The sequence below is a fragment of the Pseudomonas sp. Pseusp49 genome (assembly GCF_059491875.1).
On sequence record NZ_CP168514.1, the window covers coordinates 2,961,260 to 2,982,105 of the forward strand.

At 61.0% G+C, this 20,846-nt stretch carries 15 protein-coding genes and 2 riboswitches; of the genes, 8 read left to right on the forward strand and 7 right to left on the reverse strand.

Annotation, left to right across the window (positions count from 1 at the left end):
* The first annotated feature begins 248 nt into the window (after positions 1-248).
* Positions 249-1,211, forward strand: a complete 963-nt coding sequence (locus ACEN83_RS13395) for an IS110 family RNA-guided transposase (RefSeq protein ID WP_495580838.1) — start codon at positions 249-251, stop codon at positions 1,209-1,211.
* A 118-nt stretch (positions 1,212-1,329) separates the two neighbouring features.
* On the opposite strand, the gene metH is transcribed toward ACEN83_RS13395, so the two are convergent.
* Positions 1,330-5,040 carry a methionine synthase gene (metH, locus tag ACEN83_RS13400; protein WP_495580572.1) on the reverse strand — a complete coding sequence of 1,237 codons (3,711 nt, stop codon included), beginning with the start codon at positions 5,038-5,040 and terminating at the stop codon, positions 1,330-1,332.
* A gap of 156 nt (positions 5,041-5,196) precedes the next feature.
* Between metH and ACEN83_RS13405 the strand changes: the two genes are divergently transcribed.
* Positions 5,197-7,494, forward strand: a complete 2,298-nt coding sequence (locus ACEN83_RS13405) for a fatty acid cis/trans isomerase (protein WP_495580573.1) — start codon at positions 5,197-5,199, stop codon at positions 7,492-7,494.
* Between the two features lie 200 nt (positions 7,495-7,694).
* The gene (nfuA, locus tag ACEN83_RS13410) at positions 7,695-8,279 is read left to right on the forward strand and encodes a Fe-S biogenesis protein NfuA (protein WP_007912592.1); all 585 of its coding nucleotides are present in this window, start codon (positions 7,695-7,697) and stop codon (positions 8,277-8,279) included.
* 164 nt (positions 8,280-8,443) lie between these two features.
* On the opposite strand, the gene cobM is transcribed toward nfuA, so the two are convergent.
* From cobM to ACEN83_RS13430, 4 genes are all read right to left on the reverse strand, one after another.
* Entirely contained in the window at positions 8,444-9,190 is a 747-nt protein-coding gene (cobM, locus tag ACEN83_RS13415; protein ID WP_095966803.1) for a precorrin-4 C(11)-methyltransferase, read from the reverse strand.
* Positions 9,191-9,275: 85 nt separating this feature from the next.
* Complete coding sequence (locus ACEN83_RS13420) at positions 9,276-9,689, reverse strand: cobalamin biosynthesis protein (RefSeq protein ID WP_495580574.1); 414 nt, start codon at positions 9,687-9,689, stop codon at positions 9,276-9,278.
* Positions 9,686-10,393, reverse strand: coding sequence for a CbtA family protein (locus ACEN83_RS13425; RefSeq protein WP_104448364.1), 708 nt, complete (start codon positions 10,391-10,393; stop codon positions 9,686-9,688). Before ACEN83_RS13425 ends, ACEN83_RS13420 begins: the two co-directional genes overlap by 4 nt.
* Before the next feature lie 11 nt (positions 10,394-10,404).
* Positions 10,405-10,596, reverse strand: coding sequence for a CbtB domain-containing protein (locus ACEN83_RS13430; RefSeq protein WP_007974650.1), 192 nt, complete (start codon positions 10,594-10,596; stop codon positions 10,405-10,407).
* 122 nt (positions 10,597-10,718) lie between these two features.
* Positions 10,719-10,944: riboswitch (cobalamin riboswitch) on the reverse strand.
* Positions 10,945-11,124: 180 nt separating this feature from the next.
* Positions 11,125-11,336: riboswitch (cobalamin riboswitch) on the forward strand.
* Between the two features lie 103 nt (positions 11,337-11,439).
* On the opposite strand from ACEN83_RS13430, the gene cobW reads away from it, so the two are divergent.
* From cobW to ACEN83_RS13450, 4 genes are all read left to right on the forward strand, one after another.
* The gene (cobW, locus tag ACEN83_RS13435; protein ID WP_108228175.1) at positions 11,440-12,510 is read left to right on the forward strand and encodes a cobalamin biosynthesis protein CobW; all 1,071 of its coding nucleotides are present in this window, start codon (positions 11,440-11,442) and stop codon (positions 12,508-12,510) included.
* A 3-nt stretch (positions 12,511-12,513) separates the two neighbouring features.
* Entirely contained in the window at positions 12,514-16,362 is a 3,849-nt protein-coding gene (gene cobN / locus ACEN83_RS13440; RefSeq protein ID WP_495580575.1) for a cobaltochelatase subunit CobN, read from the forward strand.
* A 150-nt stretch (positions 16,363-16,512) separates the two neighbouring features.
* Positions 16,513-17,520 carry a magnesium chelatase ATPase subunit I gene (locus ACEN83_RS13445; protein ID WP_495580576.1) on the forward strand — a complete coding sequence of 336 codons (1,008 nt, stop codon included), beginning with the start codon at positions 16,513-16,515 and terminating at the stop codon, positions 17,518-17,520.
* Positions 17,521-17,639: 119 nt separating this feature from the next.
* Positions 17,640-18,185 carry a VWA domain-containing protein gene (locus ACEN83_RS13450; RefSeq protein ID WP_173900857.1) on the forward strand — a complete coding sequence of 182 codons (546 nt, stop codon included), beginning with the start codon at positions 17,640-17,642 and terminating at the stop codon, positions 18,183-18,185.
* Positions 18,186-18,309: 124 nt separating this feature from the next.
* Here ACEN83_RS13450 and ACEN83_RS13455 read toward each other — a convergent pair whose 3' ends face one another.
* Positions 18,310-19,533: an NADH:flavin oxidoreductase/NADH oxidase family protein gene (locus ACEN83_RS13455; RefSeq protein WP_495580577.1), complete on the reverse strand. Its 1,224-nt coding sequence runs from the start codon at positions 19,531-19,533 to the stop codon at positions 18,310-18,312.
* A gap of 76 nt (positions 19,534-19,609) precedes the next feature.
* Here ACEN83_RS13455 and ACEN83_RS13460 point away from each other — a divergent pair, with 76 nt between their 5' ends.
* Positions 19,610-20,014: a MerR family transcriptional regulator gene (locus ACEN83_RS13460; protein WP_007974662.1), complete on the forward strand. Its 405-nt coding sequence runs from the start codon at positions 19,610-19,612 to the stop codon at positions 20,012-20,014.
* Positions 20,015-20,020: 6 nt separating this feature from the next.
* On the opposite strand, the gene ACEN83_RS13465 is transcribed toward ACEN83_RS13460, so the two are convergent.
* Positions 20,021-20,752, reverse strand: coding sequence for a hypothetical protein (locus ACEN83_RS13465; protein ID WP_495580578.1), 732 nt, complete (start codon positions 20,750-20,752; stop codon positions 20,021-20,023).
* Between the last annotated feature and the right edge of the window lie 94 nt (positions 20,753-20,846).

The following is a 20,846-nucleotide window of genomic DNA, read 5'->3' on the forward strand; positions in this document are numbered from 1 at the left end:
GAATGCTGAATCTGCGGGCCTCATCGCGAGCAGGCTCGCTTGTATGGTAGGACTTGAAGGGAGGAGGAGGGACAAGGCTCGATTCTGACTGTTGACGCAGTACAGACCGTGGGAGATATCGCCCCTCCTCCTTTCACCCAAGCGCCGATAAAGAATGCATCTGGCTAGACCGACGATAGGAACAAGCCTGCGCCTCTGGGTGAGCCCTTCAAGTGCTCAAACCTTATCCCGGAGGAAATCCTGTGGCAATGCCGGTCTCTCTATCAAAACCGATCGTGGGTGTGGATGTCGCCAAGAATGAACTGGTGATTTATCAGTCTGATGGTGATTTTCTTGAAGAGATTGCCAACACCAAAACATCCATCAAGCAGTGGCTGAAGGCGTTGTCGGGGACGGTGGCTATTGCCATTGAGGCGACCAACATCTACCACCTGGACTTCGCTGATCTGGCCTATGAGGCCGGTTGCACGATTTACATGGTGGGAGGCTATGAACTCAAACATTATCGCGAAGGCGTGAAAATCCGCGCCAAAACCGACGCGCTGGATGCCAAGCTACTGGCTCGTTACCTGAAGAACGAAGCCGAGGAGTTGCGTCCTTGGACCCCGCCCTCACCGCTGTACCGCCAGCTCCTGAGCCTTTTCCGCCGTCGCGCAGCCTTGGTCCAGGCCAGGGTCGGCCTGGTGCAGAGCTGGTCGAATGAGCCGCTGCTCAAGGCGGCTTTTGCCGAGCAAGTGAAGTCCATGCAGCAGCTTGAGACGCTGATCGAAAAGACGATCAACGATCAGCTCAAAGAAGCCGGTTTGCTCGGTCAATTGAAGCGCTGCCTGAAAGTTGAGGGTATTGGTTTTTTGACTGGGGCCCGCTTGATAACCGCATTTCAGCGAGGGGATTTTAGAAACGCGGATGCATTTATCGCCTTCCTGGGCATGGATTTACGGGTGGCGAAATCAGGACAGAAAGACGCTCGCCGCAGTTTGACCAAGCGCGGTGACCCCGAGGCCCGCCGACTTCTGCACAATGCAGCGATGTCGGCTAGCCGTACGAAAGCCTGGAAAGGGTATTACGAAGAACAAAGAACTCGGGGGTTCAGCACCACTCAGGCGTTGGTGATGCTGGCTCGCAAGCTTGCTCGGGTGGTATTCGCCTTGCTGAAAGGGCAAAGCGAATATCAACCAAAAAGCCAGTTGAGGGCTTTCCCTCAACCATAGAATCTCCCACAGGATCCGGTGTGGATCAGGATTTTTTGAACGACAAAAAAACCTGTGGGAGCGGGCTTGCCCGCGAAGGCGTCGCGGGGAGCGCCATCGCAGCAAGCCTTTTCCTGGTTTAGTTGTCGTAACCCAGGTTCGGCGCCAGCCAGCGTTCGGTCACGCTCAACTCCTGGCCTTTGCGCGAGGTGTAGCTCTGTACCTGGTCCTTGTCGACCTTGCCCACGGCGAAGTACTGCGCCTGCGGGTGAGCGAAGTACCAGCCGCTGACCGCTGCTGCCGGGAACATCGCGTAGTGTTCGGTGAGGAACACGCCGCTGCGGCCTGCGCGCATTTCCTGAGCTTCTGGATCGAGCAGGGCGAACAATTGGGCTTTTTCGGTGTGATCCGGGCAGGCCGGGTAGCCCGGCGCTGGACGGATGCCGGTGTATTGCTCCTTGATCAGCGCTTCGTTATCCAGCACTTCATCCTTGGCGTAGCCCCAATAGTCTTTACGCACCTGCTGGTGCAGCCACTCGGCGCACGCTTCGGCCAGGCGGTCCGCCAGGGCCTTGACCATGATCGAGTTGTAGTCGTCGCCAGCGTCCTGGTAGGCCTTGGCCACTTCTTCGGCACCGATGCCTGCGGTGGTGATGAAACCACCCACGTAGTCGGTCACTTCACTGTCCTTGGGCGCGACGAAGTCGGCCAGGGAGAAGTTCGGCTTGCCGTCGGTCTTGATGATCTGCTGGCGCAGGTGATGCAGCTTGGCCATTGGCTTGCCGTCATCGCCATAGAGCTCGATGTCGTCGTCATGCACCTGGTTGGCCGGCCAGAAACCGAACACCGCACGGGCGCTGATCAGCTTCTCGTCGATCAGCTTTGTGAGCATTTCCCGGGCATCGTTGTACAGCGAGGTGGCGGCTTCACCGACCACTTCGTCCTGGAGAATGCGCGGGAACTTGCCGGCCAGGTCCCAGGATATGAAGAACGGCGTCCAGTCGATGTACTCGGCCAGCACGTTGAGGTCGATGTTGTCCAGCACCCGCGTGCCGGTGAAAGTCGGTTTGACCGGCGTGTAGCTCGCCCAGTCGAACTGCGGTTTCTTGGCGATGGCCGCGCCATAGCTCAGGCGTTCGGTGCGGGCGCTGCGGTTGGACGTGCGCTCGCGAACCTCGATGTAGTCCTGGCGGGTTTTCTCGACGAAACCGGCCTTGAGTTCCTTGGACAGCAACTGGGTCGCCACGCCCACGGCGCGGGAGGCATCGGTGACGTAGATCACCGCGTCGTTGCTGTACTTCGGCTCGATCTTCACCGCGGTGTGCGCCTTGGAGGTGGTGGCGCCACCGATCATCAACGGCAGGTGGAAGTCCTGGCGCTGCATTTCGCGGGCGACGTGGACCATCTCATCCAGCGACGGAGTGATCAGGCCGGACAGGCCGATGATGTCGCACTTCTGCTCCCTGGCCACCTGGAGGATTTTCTCCGCCGGGACCATCACGCCGAGGTCGACGATGTCATAGCCGTTGCAACCGAGTACGACGCCGACGATGTTCTTGCCGATGTCGTGCACGTCGCCTTTCACGGTCGCCATGAGGATCTTGCCCTTGGCTTCCGGCTTGTCGCCTTTTTCCAGTTCGATGAACGGGATCAGGTGCGCCACGGCCTGCTTCATCACACGAGCGGATTTCACCACCTGGGGCAGGAACATTTTGCCGGCACCGAACAGGTCGCCGACGATGTTCATGCCGGCCATCAGCGGGCCTTCGATCACTTCGATCGGGCGAGCGAAGGACAGGCGCGACTCTTCGGTGTCTTCGACGATGTGGGTGGTAATGCCTTTGACCAATGCGTGTTCCAGACGCTTGTTGACGTCCCAGTTGCGCCACTCTTCGGTCTCGGCTTCCTTGACGCTGCCGTCGCCCTTGTACTTGTCGGCGATGGCGAGGAGGGCGTCGGTGCCTTCCGGGGTGCGGTTGAGGATCACGTCTTCGACGGCGTCGCGCAGTTCCACCGGGATCTGGTCGTAGATCTCCAGTTGCCCGGCGTTGACGATACCCATGGTCAGCCCGGCGCGAATGGCGTACAGCAGGAACACCGAGTGGATCGCCTCACGCACCGGGTTGTTGCCACGGAAGGAGAACGACACGTTGGACACGCCACCGGACGTCAGCGCGTACGGCAGCTCGTCACGGATGTAGGCACAGGCGTTGATGAAATCGACGGCGTAGTTGTTGTGCTCTTCGATACCGGTGGCCACGGCGAAGATGTTCGGGTCGAAGATGATGTCTTCCGGCGGGAAGTCCACTTCGTTGACCAGTATGTCGTAGGAGCGCTTGCAGATTTCCTTCTTGCGCGCTTCGGTGTCGGCCTGGCCGGCCTCGTCGAAGGCCATCACCACCACCGCGGCGCCGTAGCGCTTGCACAGTTTGGCGTGATGAATGAACTGCTCGACGCCTTCTTTCATGCTGATCGAGTTGACGATGCCCTTGCCCTGGATGCATTTGAGGCCGGCTTCGATCACTTCCCACTTCGAGGAGTCGATCATGATCGGTACGCGGGAGATGTCCGGTTCGCCGGCAATCAGATTGAGGAAGGTCACCATGGCCTTCTTCGAATCGAGCATCCCTTCGTCCATGTTGATGTCGATCACCTGGGCGCCGGCCTCGACCTGCTGCAGGGCGACTTCCAGGGCTTCGGTGTAGTTGTCCTCGCGGATCAGCCGGGCGAACTTGGCCGAACCGGTGATGTTGGTGCGCTCGCCGACGTTGACGAACAGCGAGCTGCGATCGATGGTGAAGGGTTCCAGGCCCGAGAGGCGGCAAGCCTTGGGGATGTCCGGGATCTGGCGCGGCGCATAACCGGCCACGGCCTTGGCGATGGCTTCGATGTGGCCCGGCGTGGTGCCGCAGCAGCCGCCGACAATGTTGAGGAAGCCGCTTTGAGCGAACTCTTCGATGACCTTGGCGGTTTGCGACGGCAGTTCGTCGTACTCGCCGAATTCGTTCGGCAGGCCGGCGTTCGGGTGCGCCGAGACGTGGGTGCCTGCCTTGTTCGACAGCTCTTCGAGGTAGGGGCGCAACTCGCTGGCGCCGAGGGCGCAGTTCAGGCCAACGGAAATCGGCTTGGCGTGGGCCACGGAGTTCCAGAAGGCTTCGGTGGTCTGGCCCGACAGGGTGCGGCCAGAGGCGTCGGTGATGGTGCCGGAAATCATGATCGGCAGTTCGACGCCCAGCTCTTCGAACACGCCCTGTACGGCGAAGATCGCGGCCTTGGCGTTGAGGGTGTCGAAGATGGTTTCGATCAGGATCAGGTCGGCGCCGCCTTCGATCAGGCCTTTGGTGGATTCGGTGTAGTTTTCCACCAGCTCATCGAAGGTCACGTTGCGGTAGCCGGGGTTGTTCACGTCCGGGGACAACGAGCAGGTGCGACTCGTAGGCCCGAGCACGCCGGCGACGAAGCGCGGCTTGTCCGGGGTTTCCAGGGTCTTGGCGTCGGCGACCTTGCGTGCCAGGCGAGCGCCTTCTACGTTTAATTCATACGCCAGGCCCTGCATGCCGTAGTCGGCCAGGGAGATCTGGGTGGCGTTGAAGGTGTTGGTTTCCAGAATGTCGGCGCCAGCGTCGAGGTAGGCTTTCTCGATGCCGCCAATCACGTCCGGGCGCGTCAGTACCAACAGGTCGTTGTTGCCTTTGACATCGCTCGGCCAGTCAGCGAAGCGTTTGCCACGGTAATCCTGCTCTTCGAGCTTGTAGCTCTGGATCATCGTGCCCATACCGCCATCGAGAATCAGGATGCGCTCTTTGAGGGCGTGCTTGAGAGCTTGAAGGCGAACGCTGCGATCGGACATTTGGACTACTCGGTAAGGCCATGACGAAGGGCCGGGATGATAGCAAACCTGTGCGCTTTTAGAGCATGACTCGATTTTGCATGAATATCGTTCATGTTGGAAAGGATGGCAGACCGGTAGAATCGCGGCGTTTTTTCAGGATCCGGGACCAGGGACATGTCTTATCGCTTCGTCATCAGCAGTGTGTTGATGCTTTTAAGCTGGGGCGCTGCGGCGCAAAGTCCGGCGAATTCCTCTGCCATTTCCTACAGTCGAGACATTCAACCGATCTTCACTGAAAAGTGCGTGGCCTGCCACGCCTGCAACGACGCCGCCTGTCAGCTCAACCTGGGCAGCGGCGAGGGCGCGGCACGCGGCGCGACGAAAGTCCCGGTCTACGACGGTGACCGCACCAAGGCGGTGGCGCCGACGCGGCTGTTTCTGGACGCCTCCGGAAAAGCCGCCTGGCAGCAAAAGGGCTTCTTTTCGGTGCTCGATGCCCAGGGTAGCCAGGCCGGATTGATGGCGCGGATGCTGGAATTGGGCCACAACACCCCCTTGCAACCCAACGCCAGGCTGCCCCAAGACATCGTCCTGGGCCTGAACCGGGAGAACATGTGTGCCATGCCCGCGCAGTTCGATGGCTACGCCGCTTCGCACCCGAAGGAAGGCATGCCGCTGGCGGTGACCGGCCTGACCGACCAGCAGTACCAGACGCTGCAACGCTGGCTGGCCGCAGGCGCACCTATCGATCAACAGGCCCTGGCCCCGAGTGCGCAGGAAGCGCAGCAAGTGATCCAGTGGGAAAACCTGCTCAATTCGCCGGGCGCCCGGCAAAGCCTGGTGGGACGCTGGCTGTATGAACACTGGTTCCTCGCCCATCTTTACTTCAAGGAGGGTGAGCCCGGGCATTTCTTCCAGTGGGTGCGTTCACGCACGCCGACCGGCCAGCCGATTGACCTGATCAATACCCGGCGCCCCAACGATGATCCGGGCACGGAGTTTTACTACCGTTTGTGGCCGGTGCAGGGCGTGATCGTGCACAAGACCCACATCTCCTATCCCCTGAGTGCGGCGAAGCTGGCGCGGGTCAAATCCCTGTTCTACAGCGGCAACTGGGAGGTCAATGCATTGCCGGGCTACGGGCCGCAGAGCCGGGCCAACCCCTTTGCCACCTTCGAAGCGATCCCGGCCCAGGCGCGCTATCAGTTCATGCTCGATAACGCCGAGTACTTCGTGCGCACCTTTATCCGTGGGCCAGTGTGTCGTGGGCAGATCGCCACGGACGTGATTCGCGATAACTTCTGGGCGCTGTTCCAGGCACCTGAACACGACCTCTACATCACCGACCCGAACTATCGCGGGCAAGCCACGCCCTTGCTGGCGATGCCGGGGCAGAATGATGATGTCGGCAGCGTCCTGACCCTATGGCATGACTACCGCGACAAACGCAACGAATACGAGGCCCTGCGCCGCGACAGTTACGCCGACGAGCCGGCACCGAGCTGGTCGACCCTGTGGGCCGGCAACGACAACGCACTGCTGAGCATCTTTCGCCATTTCGACAGCGCCTCGGTGACCAAAGGCCTGATCGGTGAAGTGCCGCAGACGATGTGGCTGTTCGACTATCCGCTGCTGGAACGCACCTACTATCAACTGGCAGTCAATTTCGATGTGTTCGGCAATGTGTCCCATCAGGCCCAGACGCGCCTGTATTTCGACCTGATCCGTAACGGCGCCGAGCAGAATTTCCTGCGCCTGATGCCCGCCGATTCGCGGGAGGGCTACCTCGACGACTGGTATCAGAACAGTGGCAAATTCAAGATGTGGCTGGACTACGAGTCCATCGACGATGACAAACCGACAGCGCTCAAGCTTGATCCGCAGGATCCCAAGCGCGATTTCGCCCAGCAATTGCTGGCTCGTTATGGCGACCTCAATGCCAGGCCCGACCCGATCAACCGCTGCGACGGCGCCTACTGCTCGCGGCCGAACATCGATCCGGACCTGCAAAATGCCGAGCAGGTGTTGAGCCGCCTGACTTCGCGTCCGGCGGCGGGGTTGAAAGTGATTGATCAACTGCCGGAAGCGACCCTGCTGCGCATCGAAACCGGCAGCGGCAAGCGAGAGGTCTACAGCCTGCTGCGCAACCGGGCCCACAGCAACGTGGCATTCCTGCTCGGCGAATCGCTGCGCTATCAGCCGGGGCTCGACACCCTGACGATTTTCCCGGGTGTGCTCAGCAGCTACCCGAACTTCATGTTCAACATTCCGGTCGGGCAAGTACCGGCGTTTGTGGATGCGATGGAGAACGCCAAGGATAGCGACAGCTTTGAGAAAATCGTCGAACGTTGGGGAATACGGCGCAGTCATCCGCAATTCTGGCAGTATTTCCATGACCTGAGCCGCTACATCCAGGAGACCGATCCGGTGGAAGAGGGCGTGCTGGACATGAACCGCTACGAGAACCTCTGACCAATCACCGAACCCTTGTGTAGGAGCTGCCGCAGGCTGCGATCTTTTGACTTTGATTTTTAAAATTCAAGATCAAAAGATCGCAGCCTGCGGCAGCTCCTACACAGGGGGATCGTCGGAATCTTTCCTGACAAAAATACTGGGACTTTGTCCGGCGCGCCGATTGGCGTAAACTGCGCCCAAGCCTGCGAGGAGTTTCCATGACCGCTATTACCATTACCGACGCCGCCCACGATTATCTGGCTGATCTGCTCTCCAAGCAGAACACCCCGGGCATCGGCATCCGCGTCTTCATCACCCAGCCTGGCACCCAGTACGCCGAAACCTGCATTGCCTACTGCAAGCCGGGCGAAGAAAAACCCGAAGACACCGCGCTGGGGCTGAAAAGCTTCACTGCTTACATCGACCATTTCAGCGAAGCTTTCCTGGACGATGCCGTTGTCGACTACGCCACCGACCGCATGGGCGGCCAACTGACCATCAAGGCGCCAAACGCCAAAGTACCGATGGTCAACGCCGACAGCCCGGTCAACGAGCGCATCAACTACTACCTGCAAACCGAGATCAACCCGGGGCTGGCCAGCCACGGCGGTCAGGTCAGCCTGATCGACGTGGTCGAAGACGGCATCGCCGTCCTGCAGTTCGGCGGTGGTTGCCAGGGCTGCGGCCAGGCCGACGTGACGCTGAAGGAAGGCATCGAGCGCACTCTGCTCGAGCGTATTCCCGAGCTCAAGGGCGTTCGCGACGTGACCGACCACACGCAGAAAGAAAACGCCTACTACTAAGGTGTTCGCTGCGAAATAAAAAAACGGCGCCCCGTGAGCGCCGTTTTTTTATGCCCTATCGAAACCCCTGTGTAGGAGTTGCCGCAGGCTGCGATCTTTTGACTTTGATTTTTAAAAGACAAGATCAAAAGATCGCAGCCTGCGGCAGCTCCTACACCGGGTGATTAGGGTCTGTAGAGATGTGCATGCCCCGCGCGATACAGTGACGATTCGCTGAAATGGTCACTGCCCAGCACCCGTCCTACCAGTATCAACGCCGTGCGCCGAAACCCTTTGGCGGCAACCTTTTCGGCAATGTCCTCAAGCGTTCCCGTCACCCAGTCCTGATCCGGCCAGCTCGCACGGTGAACCACCGCAATCGGGCAATCGGCGCCGTAATGCGGCAGCAGCTCCTCAACAATCTTCGGCAGGTGATTGACCCCCAAATGAATCGCCATGGTCGCGCCGTGCCGGGCCAGGCTGGCGAATTCCTCTCCGGGTGGCATGGCGGTCTTGTCGGCGTAGCGCGTCAGGATCACGCTCTGTGAAACGTCCGGCAGCGTCAGTTCTGCACCCAGAAGCGCGGCACAAGCGGCGGTGGCCGTCACGCCCGGAACGATTTCGAAGCCAATGCCCAGCTCACGCAGATAACGAATCTGTTCGCCAATGGCGCCATACAGGCTCGGATCGCCGGAGTGTACCCGGGCCACGTCCTGGCCCTTGGCGTGGGCGGCCTTGAACAGGTCGATGATCTGTTCCAGGTGCAGTTCGGCGCTGTTGACTACCTGCTCGGCACAATGACCTTCCAGTACGGCGGCAGGCACCAGCGAGCCGGCATAAATGATCACCGGGCAACTGCGAATCAGCCGCTGGCCCTTGACGGTAATCAGTTCGGGGTCGCCGGGACCTGCGCCAATGAAGTAGACGGTCATCGTCGGTTCCTGTGGGAATAAAAGGGGGCTGAACAGGGCTTCAGATGAAGAATGTTCATGATCGAGGCGGGGATTATCGGGGATTTTATGCCGCGCCGGCCAATGCCAGGGTTGCCTGGGCATATTTTTGTCGGGGAATCAGCAGTTTTGCCGGGGCCTGGGCCAGTTGTTCGGCCAGGGCCAGTGCGGCGCTTTCCGCCACGCCGTAGCAACCGGTGCGTTCAAACGCTATTTGCGATTGATGGCTGAGTTGCGGCTCATAGGGGGCCAGTTGTTCGCTGCTGAAGTACTGCAATTCCAGGCCAAGCTGCTGAGCCAGTTCGATCAGTGCAGGTTCGTCGCGCTTCGAATCGATACTGGCCAGCGCCTTGATTTCATGGCGGGCAATCTGGTGCGCCTCCAGTGCCTGGTCGAGCAGCGCCAGCAAGGTGCTGACGGGGCAGCCCTTTTGGCAGCCCAGGCCGACCACCAGGGTCGGCGCTGTGCTGGCGTCCGTCATGCGTGGTATTGGCCATCGCTTTTGCGACGGAACAACCAGGCGCTGATCAGGCCCAGGGCCAGCCAGAACGCCACGTTGGTCAGTTGCGAAGCGATTTTGAATTGGGTTTCCAGTGCCTCCGGAGCGAGCATCGAATGCACTTCCGGTTGCGGTGCGCCAATCACATGGGGAACGGCAAGGATTGCCGCACCGAGGACTTTCATCAGCCAGTGACGGCTGAACACGATCAGCGCGATACCGACGGCGGTGGAGGCGGCGGTACCGATCCACCACAGTTGCCGTTGTGCCAGATCGGCAGCGGCCGTGCCTGGCAGTTCAGGTGGCAGACCGAGGGTCGGCGCGAGCACGAAGGTCGCATAACCGGCCAGGCCCCAGAGCAGGCCCTGGGAGGTTTTGGTCGGCGCACGCAAGGTGTACAGGCCGGCCAGCATCAGGGCGAAACCGACGGCCACCACCAGGTTGCCGCCAGTGGTCGACAGCACGCGCTGCCAGCCGTCTTCCGGCTCCCAGGCTTCGGCGTCGTGGGTGTGGGCAGCCATCGCGCCATCGGCGTGTTCATGCATTTCAACGGCAGCCGGTTCGGCTTTTTCGTAGGTTTCGGCCTGCAGAATCAGGGGGGCGACCCAGAAGCTTTGCAGCAGGGTCAGCAGCAGGGCGGCCAGCAGCCCGGTGAAACCTGCGGTTTGCGCAATACGCTTGATCATGTCAGCAGGTCTCAATGGCACGGGAACGCGGAGCTGTGACGGGTATCGTGGGCGGCATTGTGCACCGCTTCGATGTGCGAGAAACCGGCGAAATACACCAGGCACGCGCCCAGGATCGACGCGCAGACGGCGGCGGTCAGGCGTTGGGTCAGGGTAGAAGTGGTGCTGGCTGTAGTGTGGCCGGTGCTGCTGATGATCGACATGGCGTTTCCCTCTGGTCTGTCAGCGGGGAATCAAGAGCGCATGCAAAAACCTGCACGACCAGGCGCGCAGGGTTTCAAACAGCGCCCGCCCACCGCGGGTTTGTTGTTTCAGTGATCGTTATGGTCACATTATGTTGCGGGCCGGTCTCCGGGCTCACGAGGGGCAAAGGCTTGGGCCTGAACCTGAAAACATCACCTTCCCATGCCGTAGTGGCACAGTGGATCTGATGCTTCGCTCGCTTACCGTTGCGGGGGCAGCACCGGACTGACATGGCTTTAGAGTAAAGCACATGATTCACCGGTTTCCCGTTTCACCCTGTGAAGGGCACCCGTAACAAGATGCGTAGGAGAGCATGGGCGAGGGTTGGGCGTCAATTGGCAAGGGTTCTCAACTGAATCGAAACGATCCCCGGCTCTTTGTAGGAGCTGCCGCAGGCTGCGATCTTTTGATCCTGTTTTTAAAAGCAAAATCAAAAGATCGCAGCCTTCGGCAGCTCCTACAGTGATTGACCGGTCTTACCACCATGCGTAGCCTTGCGCTTTCGAGGTTCTTCGGCGTTTGTCGAAGCTAAGAAGGGAACGCGGTCAATGCCGCGGCTGCCCCCGCAACTGTGAACGGTGATGTTCGTTGCCATGCCACTGCAGGCTCAATCCACGAGGCCGGCGGGAAGGCGCAGCGAATGCCAGGCTCAAGCCGGCACACCGTCAGCCAGGAGACCTGCCTCGACACAGATTCTCAAATTCAACCGGGCGGGGTGATCCGGTGGCGAACTCTTCAGGCACGCGCATCTGCGTTGCCGGTCGTCGTCCCGTATGCCCGCCACACTCGTCATAGGGCATCCGATGAAAACACTGGCCAAACTTCCCGTCACCATCGTCACAGGCTTTCTCGGCTCGGGTAAAACCACGCTGCTGCGACACATGCTCGACAACGCCCAGGGTCGCCGCATCGCGGTAATCGTCAACGAATTTGGCGAGTTGGGCATCGACGGCGAAATCCTCAAGCAGTGCTCCATCGGTTGCACCGAAGAAGAAGCCAACGGCCGCGTCTATGAACTGGCCAACGGCTGCCTGTGCTGCACCGTCCAGGAAGAATTTTTCCCGGTGATGCGCGAACTGGTCGCTCGTCGCGGCGATCTCGACCACATCCTCATCGAAACGTCGGGCCTGGCCCTGCCAAAACCTTTGGTCCAGGCTTTCCAGTGGCCGGAAATCCGCAGTGCCTGCACCGTTGACGCGGTGATCACCGTGGTCGACAGCCCGGCCGTGGCCGCCGGCACCTTTGCCGCCTTCCCGGACCAGGTCGATGCCCAGCGCAAACTCGACCCGAACCTGGACCACGAATCGCCATTGCACGAGCTGTTTGCCGACCAGTTGGCCAGCGCCGACCTGGTGATTCTCAACAAATCCGACCTGATCAACCCGGCCGACCTGGCCCGCGTGCGTCTGGAAGTCGCCGAAGAATTGCCGCCTGCGGTGAAAATCATCGAAGCCAGCAGCGGTCGCCTGCCGCTGGATGTACTGATTGGCCTTGGTGCCGGCTCCGAAGAACACATCGACAGCCGCCATAGCCACCATGACCATCATCACGATGGCGACGATGATCATGACGACCACGATCACGACGCCTTCGATTCGATCTCCATCGAACTGCCACAAGCCGACGAAAGCCTGCTGATGGATGCGCTGACCCAACTGGTGGTCCAGCACGGCATCCTGCGGGTCAAGGGTTTTGCAGCGATCCCGAACAAACCGATGCGCCTGCTGATCCAGGGCGTGGGCACGCGTTTCGACAAGCACTTCGACCGCCAGTGGGGAGCCGAAGAGGCGCGCATCACCCGTCTGGTGCTGATCGGCCAGGAACTGGACGCCGCCGTACTAGAAGCGCAACTGCGCGCTGCGCTCAGCGTGTAACCCATGCACCTGCTCAGGACCCAGCCCGGCGGTTTCGTGTCGGATGACAACATCGCCGACCTTGGACAAACCCCCGCCGAGCTGGTGGTCCTGTGCAGCGGCGACTCCAGCCTGGCGCTGCTCGCCGAGGCGGCGCAGCAGCTGCCCGAGGATTACCCGAGCGTGCGCCTGGCCAACCCGATGCAGGTGCAGAACCATGCCTCGGTCGATTTGTATGTCGATGAGGTGCTGCGCCACGCCAAAGTGATCCTGATTTCGCTGCACGGCGGCATCGCCTATTGGCGCTACGGCATCGAGCGCCTGGTCGAGCTGTCCCAGCGCGGCGTGCAGGTGATTCTGGTGCCGGGCGACGACCGCCCGGACCCGGAGCTCAGTGACTTGAGTACCGTCGGCGCCGAGGACCGCGACCGGCTCTGGCAGTTTCTGCGTCAGGGTGGCATGGCCAACGCCCTGGATTTCTTCCGCTGTCTGGCCAACCGATGGCTGGCCCGCGATTACACCTGGGGCGAGCCGCAAACCCTGCCGCGCACCGCCATCTACCATCCGCACAAGCATTCGGCCGCACTGAGTGACTGGCAGGCCGACTGGCACATCGATCAACCGGTGGCGGCGGTGCTGTTTTACCGCTCGCATTTGCAGGCGGCGAACACCGCGTTCATCGATGTTTTTTGCCAACGCTTGCAGGCTGCGGGGTTGAATCCGTTGCCGATTGCGCTGGCCAGCCTGAAAGAGCCCGGCTGCCTGGCTGCAGTCGAGGACTGGCTGGATGAAGCCGGCGTCTCGGTGATCCTGAACACCACGGGTTTCGCCCAGTCCAGCCCCGAAGCGCCGCACCTGCGGCCGTTTCGCCGCAACATCCCGGTGATCCAGGCGATTTGTGCCCAGGACAACGAGCCGGGGTGGCGCGCCAGTGAACAGGGGCTTGGCCCGCGCGACTTGGCGATGCACATTGCCTTGCCGGAGCTGGACGGGCGCATCATCAGCCGCCCGATCAGCTTCAAGGACCTGGCGTGGCGCAGTGAGCGCAGTCAGTCGGATGTGGTCTGCTACCGGCCGCAACCGGAGCGCATGGACTTCGTTGCCGAACTGGCGCGGCGCTGGGTCGAACTGGCGCGGGTGCCAAACGCCGAAAAACGCATTGCCTTGATTCTCGCCAATTACCCGACTCGCGACGGGCGCATTGGCAATGGCGTCGGCCTCGACACCCCGGCCGCCGCGCTGAATATCCTGCGGGCACTGCATGCCGAAGGTTATCCGTTGCCGGCCGAATTGCCGGACAACGGTACCGCGCTGATCCAGCAACTGCTGGGCGGCGTCAGTAACGATCTCGATACCCTCGACCTGCGTCCGTGCCAGCAAAGCCTGGGGATGGACGACTATCTGGCGATGTTCAATGCACTGCCCGAAGCCAATCGCGCGGCGGTGCTCGAACGTTGGGGCGTGCCGGAGAACGACCCGATGTGCCGCAGCGGGCGGATGATGATCGCCGGCCTGCGCTTTGGCCTGACCTTCGTCGGCATTCAACCGGCGCGGGGTTATCAGGTCGATCCGAGCGCGGTGTATCACGACCCGGACCTGGTGCCGCCCCACGGCTACCTGGCGTTTTACTTTTGGCTGCGCCACACCTATGGCGCCCACGGCGTAATCCACGTCGGTAAGCACGGCAACCTCGAATGGCTGCCGGGCAAGGGCGTGGGGCTGTCGGAAAACTGCTGGCCGGATGCGCTGCTCGGGCCGCTGCCGAACATCTATCCGTTCATCGTCAACGACCCGGGCGAGGGCGCTCAGGCCAAGCGGCGCACCCAGGCGGTGATCATCGATCACCTGATGCCACCGCTGACCCGCGCCGAAACCTACGGCCCGCTGCGCAACCTCGAACTGCTGGCGGACGAATATTACGAAGCTCAGTTGCTCGATCCGCGCCGCGCACGCGAGTTGCAGCGCGACATCCTGCAACTGGTGCGTGACTCACACATCGACCGTGAACTGCAACTGGACGAGCAGCTCGACAGCGATACCGACGCAGCGATCTGGTTGCCGCGACTCGACACGTACCTGTGCGACTTGAAAGAGTCGCAGATCCGCGACGGCCTGCATGTGTTCGGCGAATCGCCCACCGGTCGCTTGCGTATCGACACCTTGCTGGCGTTGTTGCGCATTCCACGGGGCGATGGCCGAGGTGCGCAATCGAGCCTGCTGCGGGCGCTGGCCAAGGCGTTTGCGTTGGGCTTTGATCCGCTCGATTGTGCATTGGCCGAGCCGTGGACCGGGCCGCGTCCCGAGTCTCTTTTGCTTATCAGTGACGAGATCTGGCGCACAGCGGGCGATACCCGTGAACGCCTGGAACTGTATGCAGCGCAGTTGATTTCGGACGCGTTGAATAACCCCAGTGGGAGCGTGCTTGCTCGCGAATCGGTTGAACATTCAACATTGATGTCGATTGACCCACTGCTTTCGCGAGCAAGCCCGCTCCCACAGGAGGCAGGTTGGGCTGAAGTGAGTGCCATAATCGATGGCCTTCGCGAAGTAGTCGCCCCGCGCCTGGACGCCTGCGGCCCAGCGGAAATGCGCGGTCTGCTCGACGCCCTCAGCGGTCGCTTTGTCCCGGCCGGCCCCAGCGGTGCGCCGAGTCGCGGTCGTCTGGACGTGCTGCCCACCGGGCGCAACTTTTACTCGGTGGACGTGCGCAATTTGCCGACCACCACGGCGTGGCGCATTGGTTTCCAGTCGGCCAACCTGATTCTCGAACGGCACCTGCAGGACCACGGCGATCATCTGCGCCAGCTCGGTCTGTCGGTGTGGGGCACCGCGACCATGCGCACCGGTGGCGATGACATCGCCCAGGCGATGGCGTTGATGGGCGTGCGTCCGGTCTGGGCCACCGGCAGTCAGCGGGTCGACGATTTCGAGATTCTGCCGTTGAGTTTGCTCGACCGTCCTCGGGTCGACGTGACCTTGCGCGTGTCCGGTTTCTTCCGTGATGCCTTTGCCAATCTGATCCGCCTGTTTGACGCGGCGGTACAAGCGGTGGCCGACCTCGATGAGCCGGACGACCTCAATCCGTTGGCGGCCAAAGTGCGTGCCGAGCATGCAGCCTTGTTGCAGGCCGGGCTGGATGAAGACGCTGCGCGACGTCAGGCCGGCTGGCGGATTTTCGGGGCCAAGCCCGGTGCCTATGGCGCAGGCGTGCAGGGCGCCATCGACGGTCGCCTGTGGCAAACCCGCGAGGACCTGGCCGAGGTTTACCTCAACTGGGGCGGCTACGCTTACGGCGGTTCCGACGAAGGCACCGCCGCACGAGAACAGTTCAGCCAGCGCCTGAGCCAGGTACAGGCGGTGCTGCAAAACCAGGATAACCGCGAGCACGATTTGCTCGACTCCAACGATTACTACCAGTTCCAGGGCGGTATGCTCGCGGCGGTGGAAAGCCTGAAAGGCGAGGCGGCGGCCAGTTATCATGGCGATCACAGTCAGCCGGACCTGCCGAAGATTCGCACCTTGAAGGAAGAGCTGAACCGGGTGATCCGCTCCCGGGCGGCCAATCCGAAGTGGCTCGATGGGGTAAAGCGCCACGGCTACAAAGGTGCGTTCGAAATGGCCGCGACCGTCGATAATCTGTTCGCCTTCGATGCCACCACGCAGTTGATCGACGATCACCAGTACGCGTTGCTGGCCGACGCTTATTTGCTTGATCCGGACACCCGGGATTTTGTCCGTGAACACAATCCCCATGCCTTGCGCGATATGACTGAACGCATGCTCGAGGCGCAACAACGCGGGATGTGGAAGGAACCGGGCGCCTACCGCGAGGCATTGGAGAATCTGTTGCTGGATATAGAAGAAGACAGCTAGTCACCGCAAAACCTGTGGGAGCGGGCTTGCTCGCGAAGAGGTCGTGTCAGTCACCATATAGGTTGGATGAGACACTGCCTTCGCGAGCAAGCCCGCTCCCACAAGGATTGAGGCGCCTGTGAGATCACCGACCATGACCGAGATAGAACAATGACCGACACCCCGCATTTCCCGCTCTCCGCCGTGGTCGGCGCCGACGATTTGAAATTGGCCCTGTACCTGACCGCCATCGACCCGAAAATCGGCGGAGTGCTGATCGAAGGCCCGCGCGGCATGGCCAAGTCGACCCTGGCCCGTGGTCTGGCGGACCTGCTGGCCAGCGGTCAGTTCGTCACATTGCCGCTGGGCGCCACCGAAGAGCGCCTGGTCGGCACCCTCGATCTTGACGCGGCGCTGGGTGAAGGTCGCGCCCAGTTTTCCCCTGGCGTACTGGCCAAGGCTGACGGTGGCGTGCTCTACGTCGACGAGGTCAATCTGTTGCCCGATCACCTCGTTGACCTGCTGCTCGATGTGGCCGCCAGCGGCACCAATCTGGTCGAACGCGACGGCATTTCCCATCGGCACTCGGCGAAGTTCGTGCTGATTGGCACCATGAACCCGGAAGAGGGTGAACTGCGTCCGCAACTGCTCGACCGTTTCGGCTTGAATGTCGCCCTCGGTGGCCACACCGCGCCTGCCGAACGAGGCCAGATTATCCGCCGTCGCCTGGATTTCGATAGCGACCCGCAAGGTTTCTGCGCTGAATGGGAATCCGCGCAGGCGTATTTGCGTGAACGTTGCCAGAACGCACGTAATGCGCTGGCAAGCATTCCCCTCGACGACCAGGCACTGGCACACATTACCGAGCGCTGCTTTGCCGCTGGCGTCGATGGTTTGCGCGCCGACCTGGTCTGGCTGCGTGCCGCCCGGGCTCACGCCGCCTGGCGCGGGGCGAGCGCTATCGCCGAGGAAGATATCGACGCCGTCGCCGAGTTCGCCTTGCGCCATCGTCGTCGCGAGCATTCGCCGCCGGCACCTGCGCACTCCCAAACTGCGCCACAACCCTCGCCGCAGAACGACAATCCGGGTGAAGGGCAGGGCCAGTGGGGCGAACTGCCTGCCCAGACGCTGGCGGTCGGTGCACGACGTGAAGTGCCGACCTGGCCAAAAAAGCCCTAGGCATTCGCCCTCGTTGCGACGCGGGGGCGAATGCCAGACCCCGAGCCGGGCGGCTGGACCACGGCAAGCAGGGCAAGCGTCACGCCGCACGCAATGGCTCGGTCAACTGGCCCGGTACATTGCTCAATGGCCGGCCGCGTCAGCGCGACGACCTGATGTTTCAACTGCGCACGCGTTCGCCCCATGAACTGTGGCTGGTGATAGTCGATGCCTCCGCATCGACCCGCCGTCATCAGGCGTTGAGCGATGCCAAGGGCTTGCTGGCGCAGTTGTTCGACGATGCCTATCGCCAGCGTGCGCGACTGGCGTTGCTCACGGCCAGCGGTGCTGCCCCCAAGTGGCAGGTGCAGGGACTGAAGGCCTCGACGGGGCTGCGCCTTTGGCTTGATGGCCTTGGCGCGGGTGGTGGCACGCCGTTGCTGGCGGCATTGGGCGAAGCGGGGCGATGGCTCGCAGCAAGGCAAAAGCGTTTTCCGGCGGAGCAGCAGCGGTTGCTGCTGGTGACCGATGGCCGGTTGAAGGATTGGTCGTTGTTGCCTGTGCTTGCGTGTCCGGGACTGTTGATCGACATCGAGCGCGGACCGATCCGGCTCGGGCGCAGCAGGGTGCTGGCGGCGCAGTTGCAGGCCGAGTATCGGCATATTGACGAGTTGCTTCCTGGCTGAATTCTCCTTTGCCCAGGCTGGCCTCTTCGCGAGCAAGCCCGCTCCCACAGGGGGGGAAACGCATTCCAAATGTGGGAGCGGGCTTGCTCGCGAAGGCGGTGGGTCAGTCAATATCAATTTTGAATTACTTGCCCATCGCCTGCCGATACTGCCGGGTACGCTTGCCTATATACAACCGGTCGACAATCAACGCCCATAGCGCCGAGACCTCAGGTCGGGTTTTGCGCCCACGGCTCAAGCTATGCAGCTGGAACTTCACCACCGCCATGCTCGCCAGCGCCGCCAGGGGTTTGCGCTTCCAACGGATCGGCGGCAGTTGCGGGTGGCTGTTCTGGCCTTCACGCCAGTGCTTGACCAGGTGCGGTTCCACGGCCAGCGCAGTGCCGATGCCGGCCATGGCGATGCCACTGTCGAGAACCTGTTCGACGATTGCCAGACGCCGGATCCCGCCGGTCACCATCACTGGCATGCGCGCCACGCTGGCCAGTTCACCGGCCATTTCCAGAAAGTACGCCTCCCGGGCCAGGGTCCGGCCGTCGCGCGCTTCGCCTTGCATGGCCGGTGCTTCGTAACTGCCGCCGGAGAGTTCCAGCAGGTCGATCGGTTGCTCGTTGAGCCACTGGATCACTTGCCGTGCATCATCGGCATCGAAACCACCGCGCTGGAAATCCGCTGAATTGAGCTTTACCGACACACAAAATTGCGGCGACACCGCCTGGCGAACCGCCTCGACGACCGACAACAGCAGGCGCGCGCGATTCTCCAGCGAACCACCCCAGCGATCGGTGCGTCGATTGGTCAGCGGCGACAGGAACTGGCTGAGCAGGTAGCCATGGGCGGCGTGGATCTGCACGCCGGTAAAACCGGCTTTCTCCGCCAGTGCGGCGCTGGTGGCGAAACGGCGGATCACCTCCTGGATGTCGTCCTCGCTCATCGGCTTCGGTTCGGCGAACATCTTCGAGAATTGGCCGAGATCCAGCGCAACCGCCGACGGCGCCAGTGCCTGCTGGCCGAGGTTGGCCATGGTCTGGCGGCCAGGGTGGTTGAGTTGCATCCAGAAGTGCGCACCGCCGGCCCGCCCGACACGGGCCCACTGGCGGAAGCGTTCCAGATGTCGCTCGTCCTCCAGTGCGACACCACCGGGGCCGGTCATGGCGCGGCGGTCGATCATCACATTGCCGGTCAGCAACAAACCGGTTTCTCCTTCGGCCCAGGCCTGATACAGGCGAAGCAGCGCCTTATCGGGTACTTGATCGGTGTTGGCGAGGTTCTCTTCCATCGCGGCTTTGGCAATGCGATTGCCGATGGTCTGGCCGTTGGGCAAATTCAAGGTTTGGAAGGGTGACATGCTTGACTCCTCATACTGATGAGCAGAGGCTAAGCTTAAAGTTAACTTTAATGTCAAGCAGGCAAATGAGGTCGCAATGAAAATTGGTGAATTGGCGCAGTTGAGCGGCCTGACCGCATCGCGGATCCGTTTTTACGAGTCTCAGGGCTTGATCCGCCAGGTCGAGCGCTCTGCCAACGGTTATCGGCGTTACTCGCAACAGGCGCTGCAAACCCTGCAACTGATCCAATGCGCACAACAGGCCGGTTTCAGCCTGGAAGAACTCAAACAGTTGCTCCCCGACAATGTGACCGGCGCATTCAAGCACGATGAGCTGATGGCCGGCCTGTATCGCAAGGTCGAGCAGATCGAAGAGATGCAACGGCACCTGGCCCATAGCAAGGCGCAGTTGCTGGGGTGGATCGACACCATCCAGGCGAAGCCTGAGGGCATGAGTTGCGATGAAAATGCCGAACGGGTGATGACGTCATTCAAGCACTAGGTCAGCTCAGTGCTGCGGTTGACTTGGCAGAACAGTCTGGTTGACCGGGTAGGCAAATGATTCGTCGTCGTTAATGGTCGCAAAAACGGTTTGTACTTCCCCTGGCTTTATCTGAACTGGAACGTTTGGCAAGTAGCTGATAAATCGGTCTACCTTCCAGTTAATCGGGTTCAGCCCCATTAATTTGGGGAGCATCGTCGCTCCGTAATTTGCCTTCGACGGAACCAAAAAAATAGTGGTGATGGATGTTTTTATCGGAAAAAAGATTGCGCCCGGGTGAGTACCGCACAGCGGATAGTTTGGAGTGTTACGTAAACATGTTGAAGGTGGCTCCTGGCCAATGACCATGTTGGTAGGCGGTGAACTCATATCGTTTACAAACACCGAAAATGAAATGCCCTTGCCTGGCAGGTTTTGCAGATTCAATTGAGACATCGTGAAGTTGAGGTTCGACAGAGTAGGTACCTGTTTCAAGATGTCCCCATCGCTGGTTACCGCCGTTACGATGAAAGGGCCTGTGGCCTTGGTCCCAACGACAGTCCCGGAGATGGATGTGGCACTTTTTGAAAGGGGGGTTGTGACGCAAACTTCCGGGCCATTCTGGCCAATGCGCCCTCTGTCGACCAAGTCGTGGCACTCTTCGTTGACCGTAGAAACAGTCGCGTCCTGATGGACGCTGCAGCCCGTTAAACCCATTCCCAGCGTTGTGCAAAAAAGTAGAGTTCTGGCCGTATTCATGTCCGATTCCCTTTGGTGTTGACAGAAGGTTACGGCCAGTATTTCCTCCTATGCTTCGAAGCGTCTACTGTCATAGTTGACAGTAGTGATCAGT

Coding starts and splice junctions, on each gene's coding strand:
- ACEN83_RS13465 (WP_495580578.1), bottom strand. CDS start 20,752: ATGAATACGGCCAGAACTCTACTTTTTTGCACAACGCTGGGAATGGGT.
- ACEN83_RS13460 (WP_007974662.1), top strand. CDS start 19,610: ATGAAAATTGGTGAATTGGCGCAGTTGAGCGGCCTGACCGCATCGCGG.
- ACEN83_RS13420 (WP_495580574.1), bottom strand. CDS start 9,689: ATGACGGACGCCAGCACAGCGCCGACCCTGGTGGTCGGCCTGGGCTGC.
- ACEN83_RS13395 (WP_495580838.1), top strand. CDS start 249: ATGCCGGTCTCTCTATCAAAACCGATCGTGGGTGTGGATGTCGCCAAG.
- nfuA (WP_007912592.1), top strand. CDS start 7,695: ATGACCGCTATTACCATTACCGACGCCGCCCACGATTATCTGGCTGAT.
- ACEN83_RS13455 (WP_495580577.1), bottom strand. CDS start 19,533: ATGTCACCCTTCCAAACCTTGAATTTGCCCAACGGCCAGACCATCGGC.
- ACEN83_RS13425 (WP_104448364.1), bottom strand. CDS start 10,393: ATGATCAAGCGTATTGCGCAAACCGCAGGTTTCACCGGGCTGCTGGCC.
- metH (WP_495580572.1), bottom strand. CDS start 5,040: ATGTCCGATCGCAGCGTTCGCCTTCAAGCTCTCAAGCACGCCCTCAAA.
- ACEN83_RS13430 (WP_007974650.1), bottom strand. CDS start 10,596: ATGTCGATCATCAGCAGCACCGGCCACACTACAGCCAGCACCACTTCT.
- cobM (WP_095966803.1), bottom strand. CDS start 9,190: ATGACCGTCTACTTCATTGGCGCAGGTCCCGGCGACCCCGAACTGATT.
- cobW (WP_108228175.1), top strand. CDS start 11,440: ATGAAAACACTGGCCAAACTTCCCGTCACCATCGTCACAGGCTTTCTC.
- ACEN83_RS13405 (WP_495580573.1), top strand. CDS start 5,197: ATGTCTTATCGCTTCGTCATCAGCAGTGTGTTGATGCTTTTAAGCTGG.
- cobN (WP_495580575.1), top strand. CDS start 12,514: ATGCACCTGCTCAGGACCCAGCCCGGCGGTTTCGTGTCGGATGACAAC.
- ACEN83_RS13445 (WP_495580576.1), top strand. CDS start 16,513: ATGACCGACACCCCGCATTTCCCGCTCTCCGCCGTGGTCGGCGCCGAC.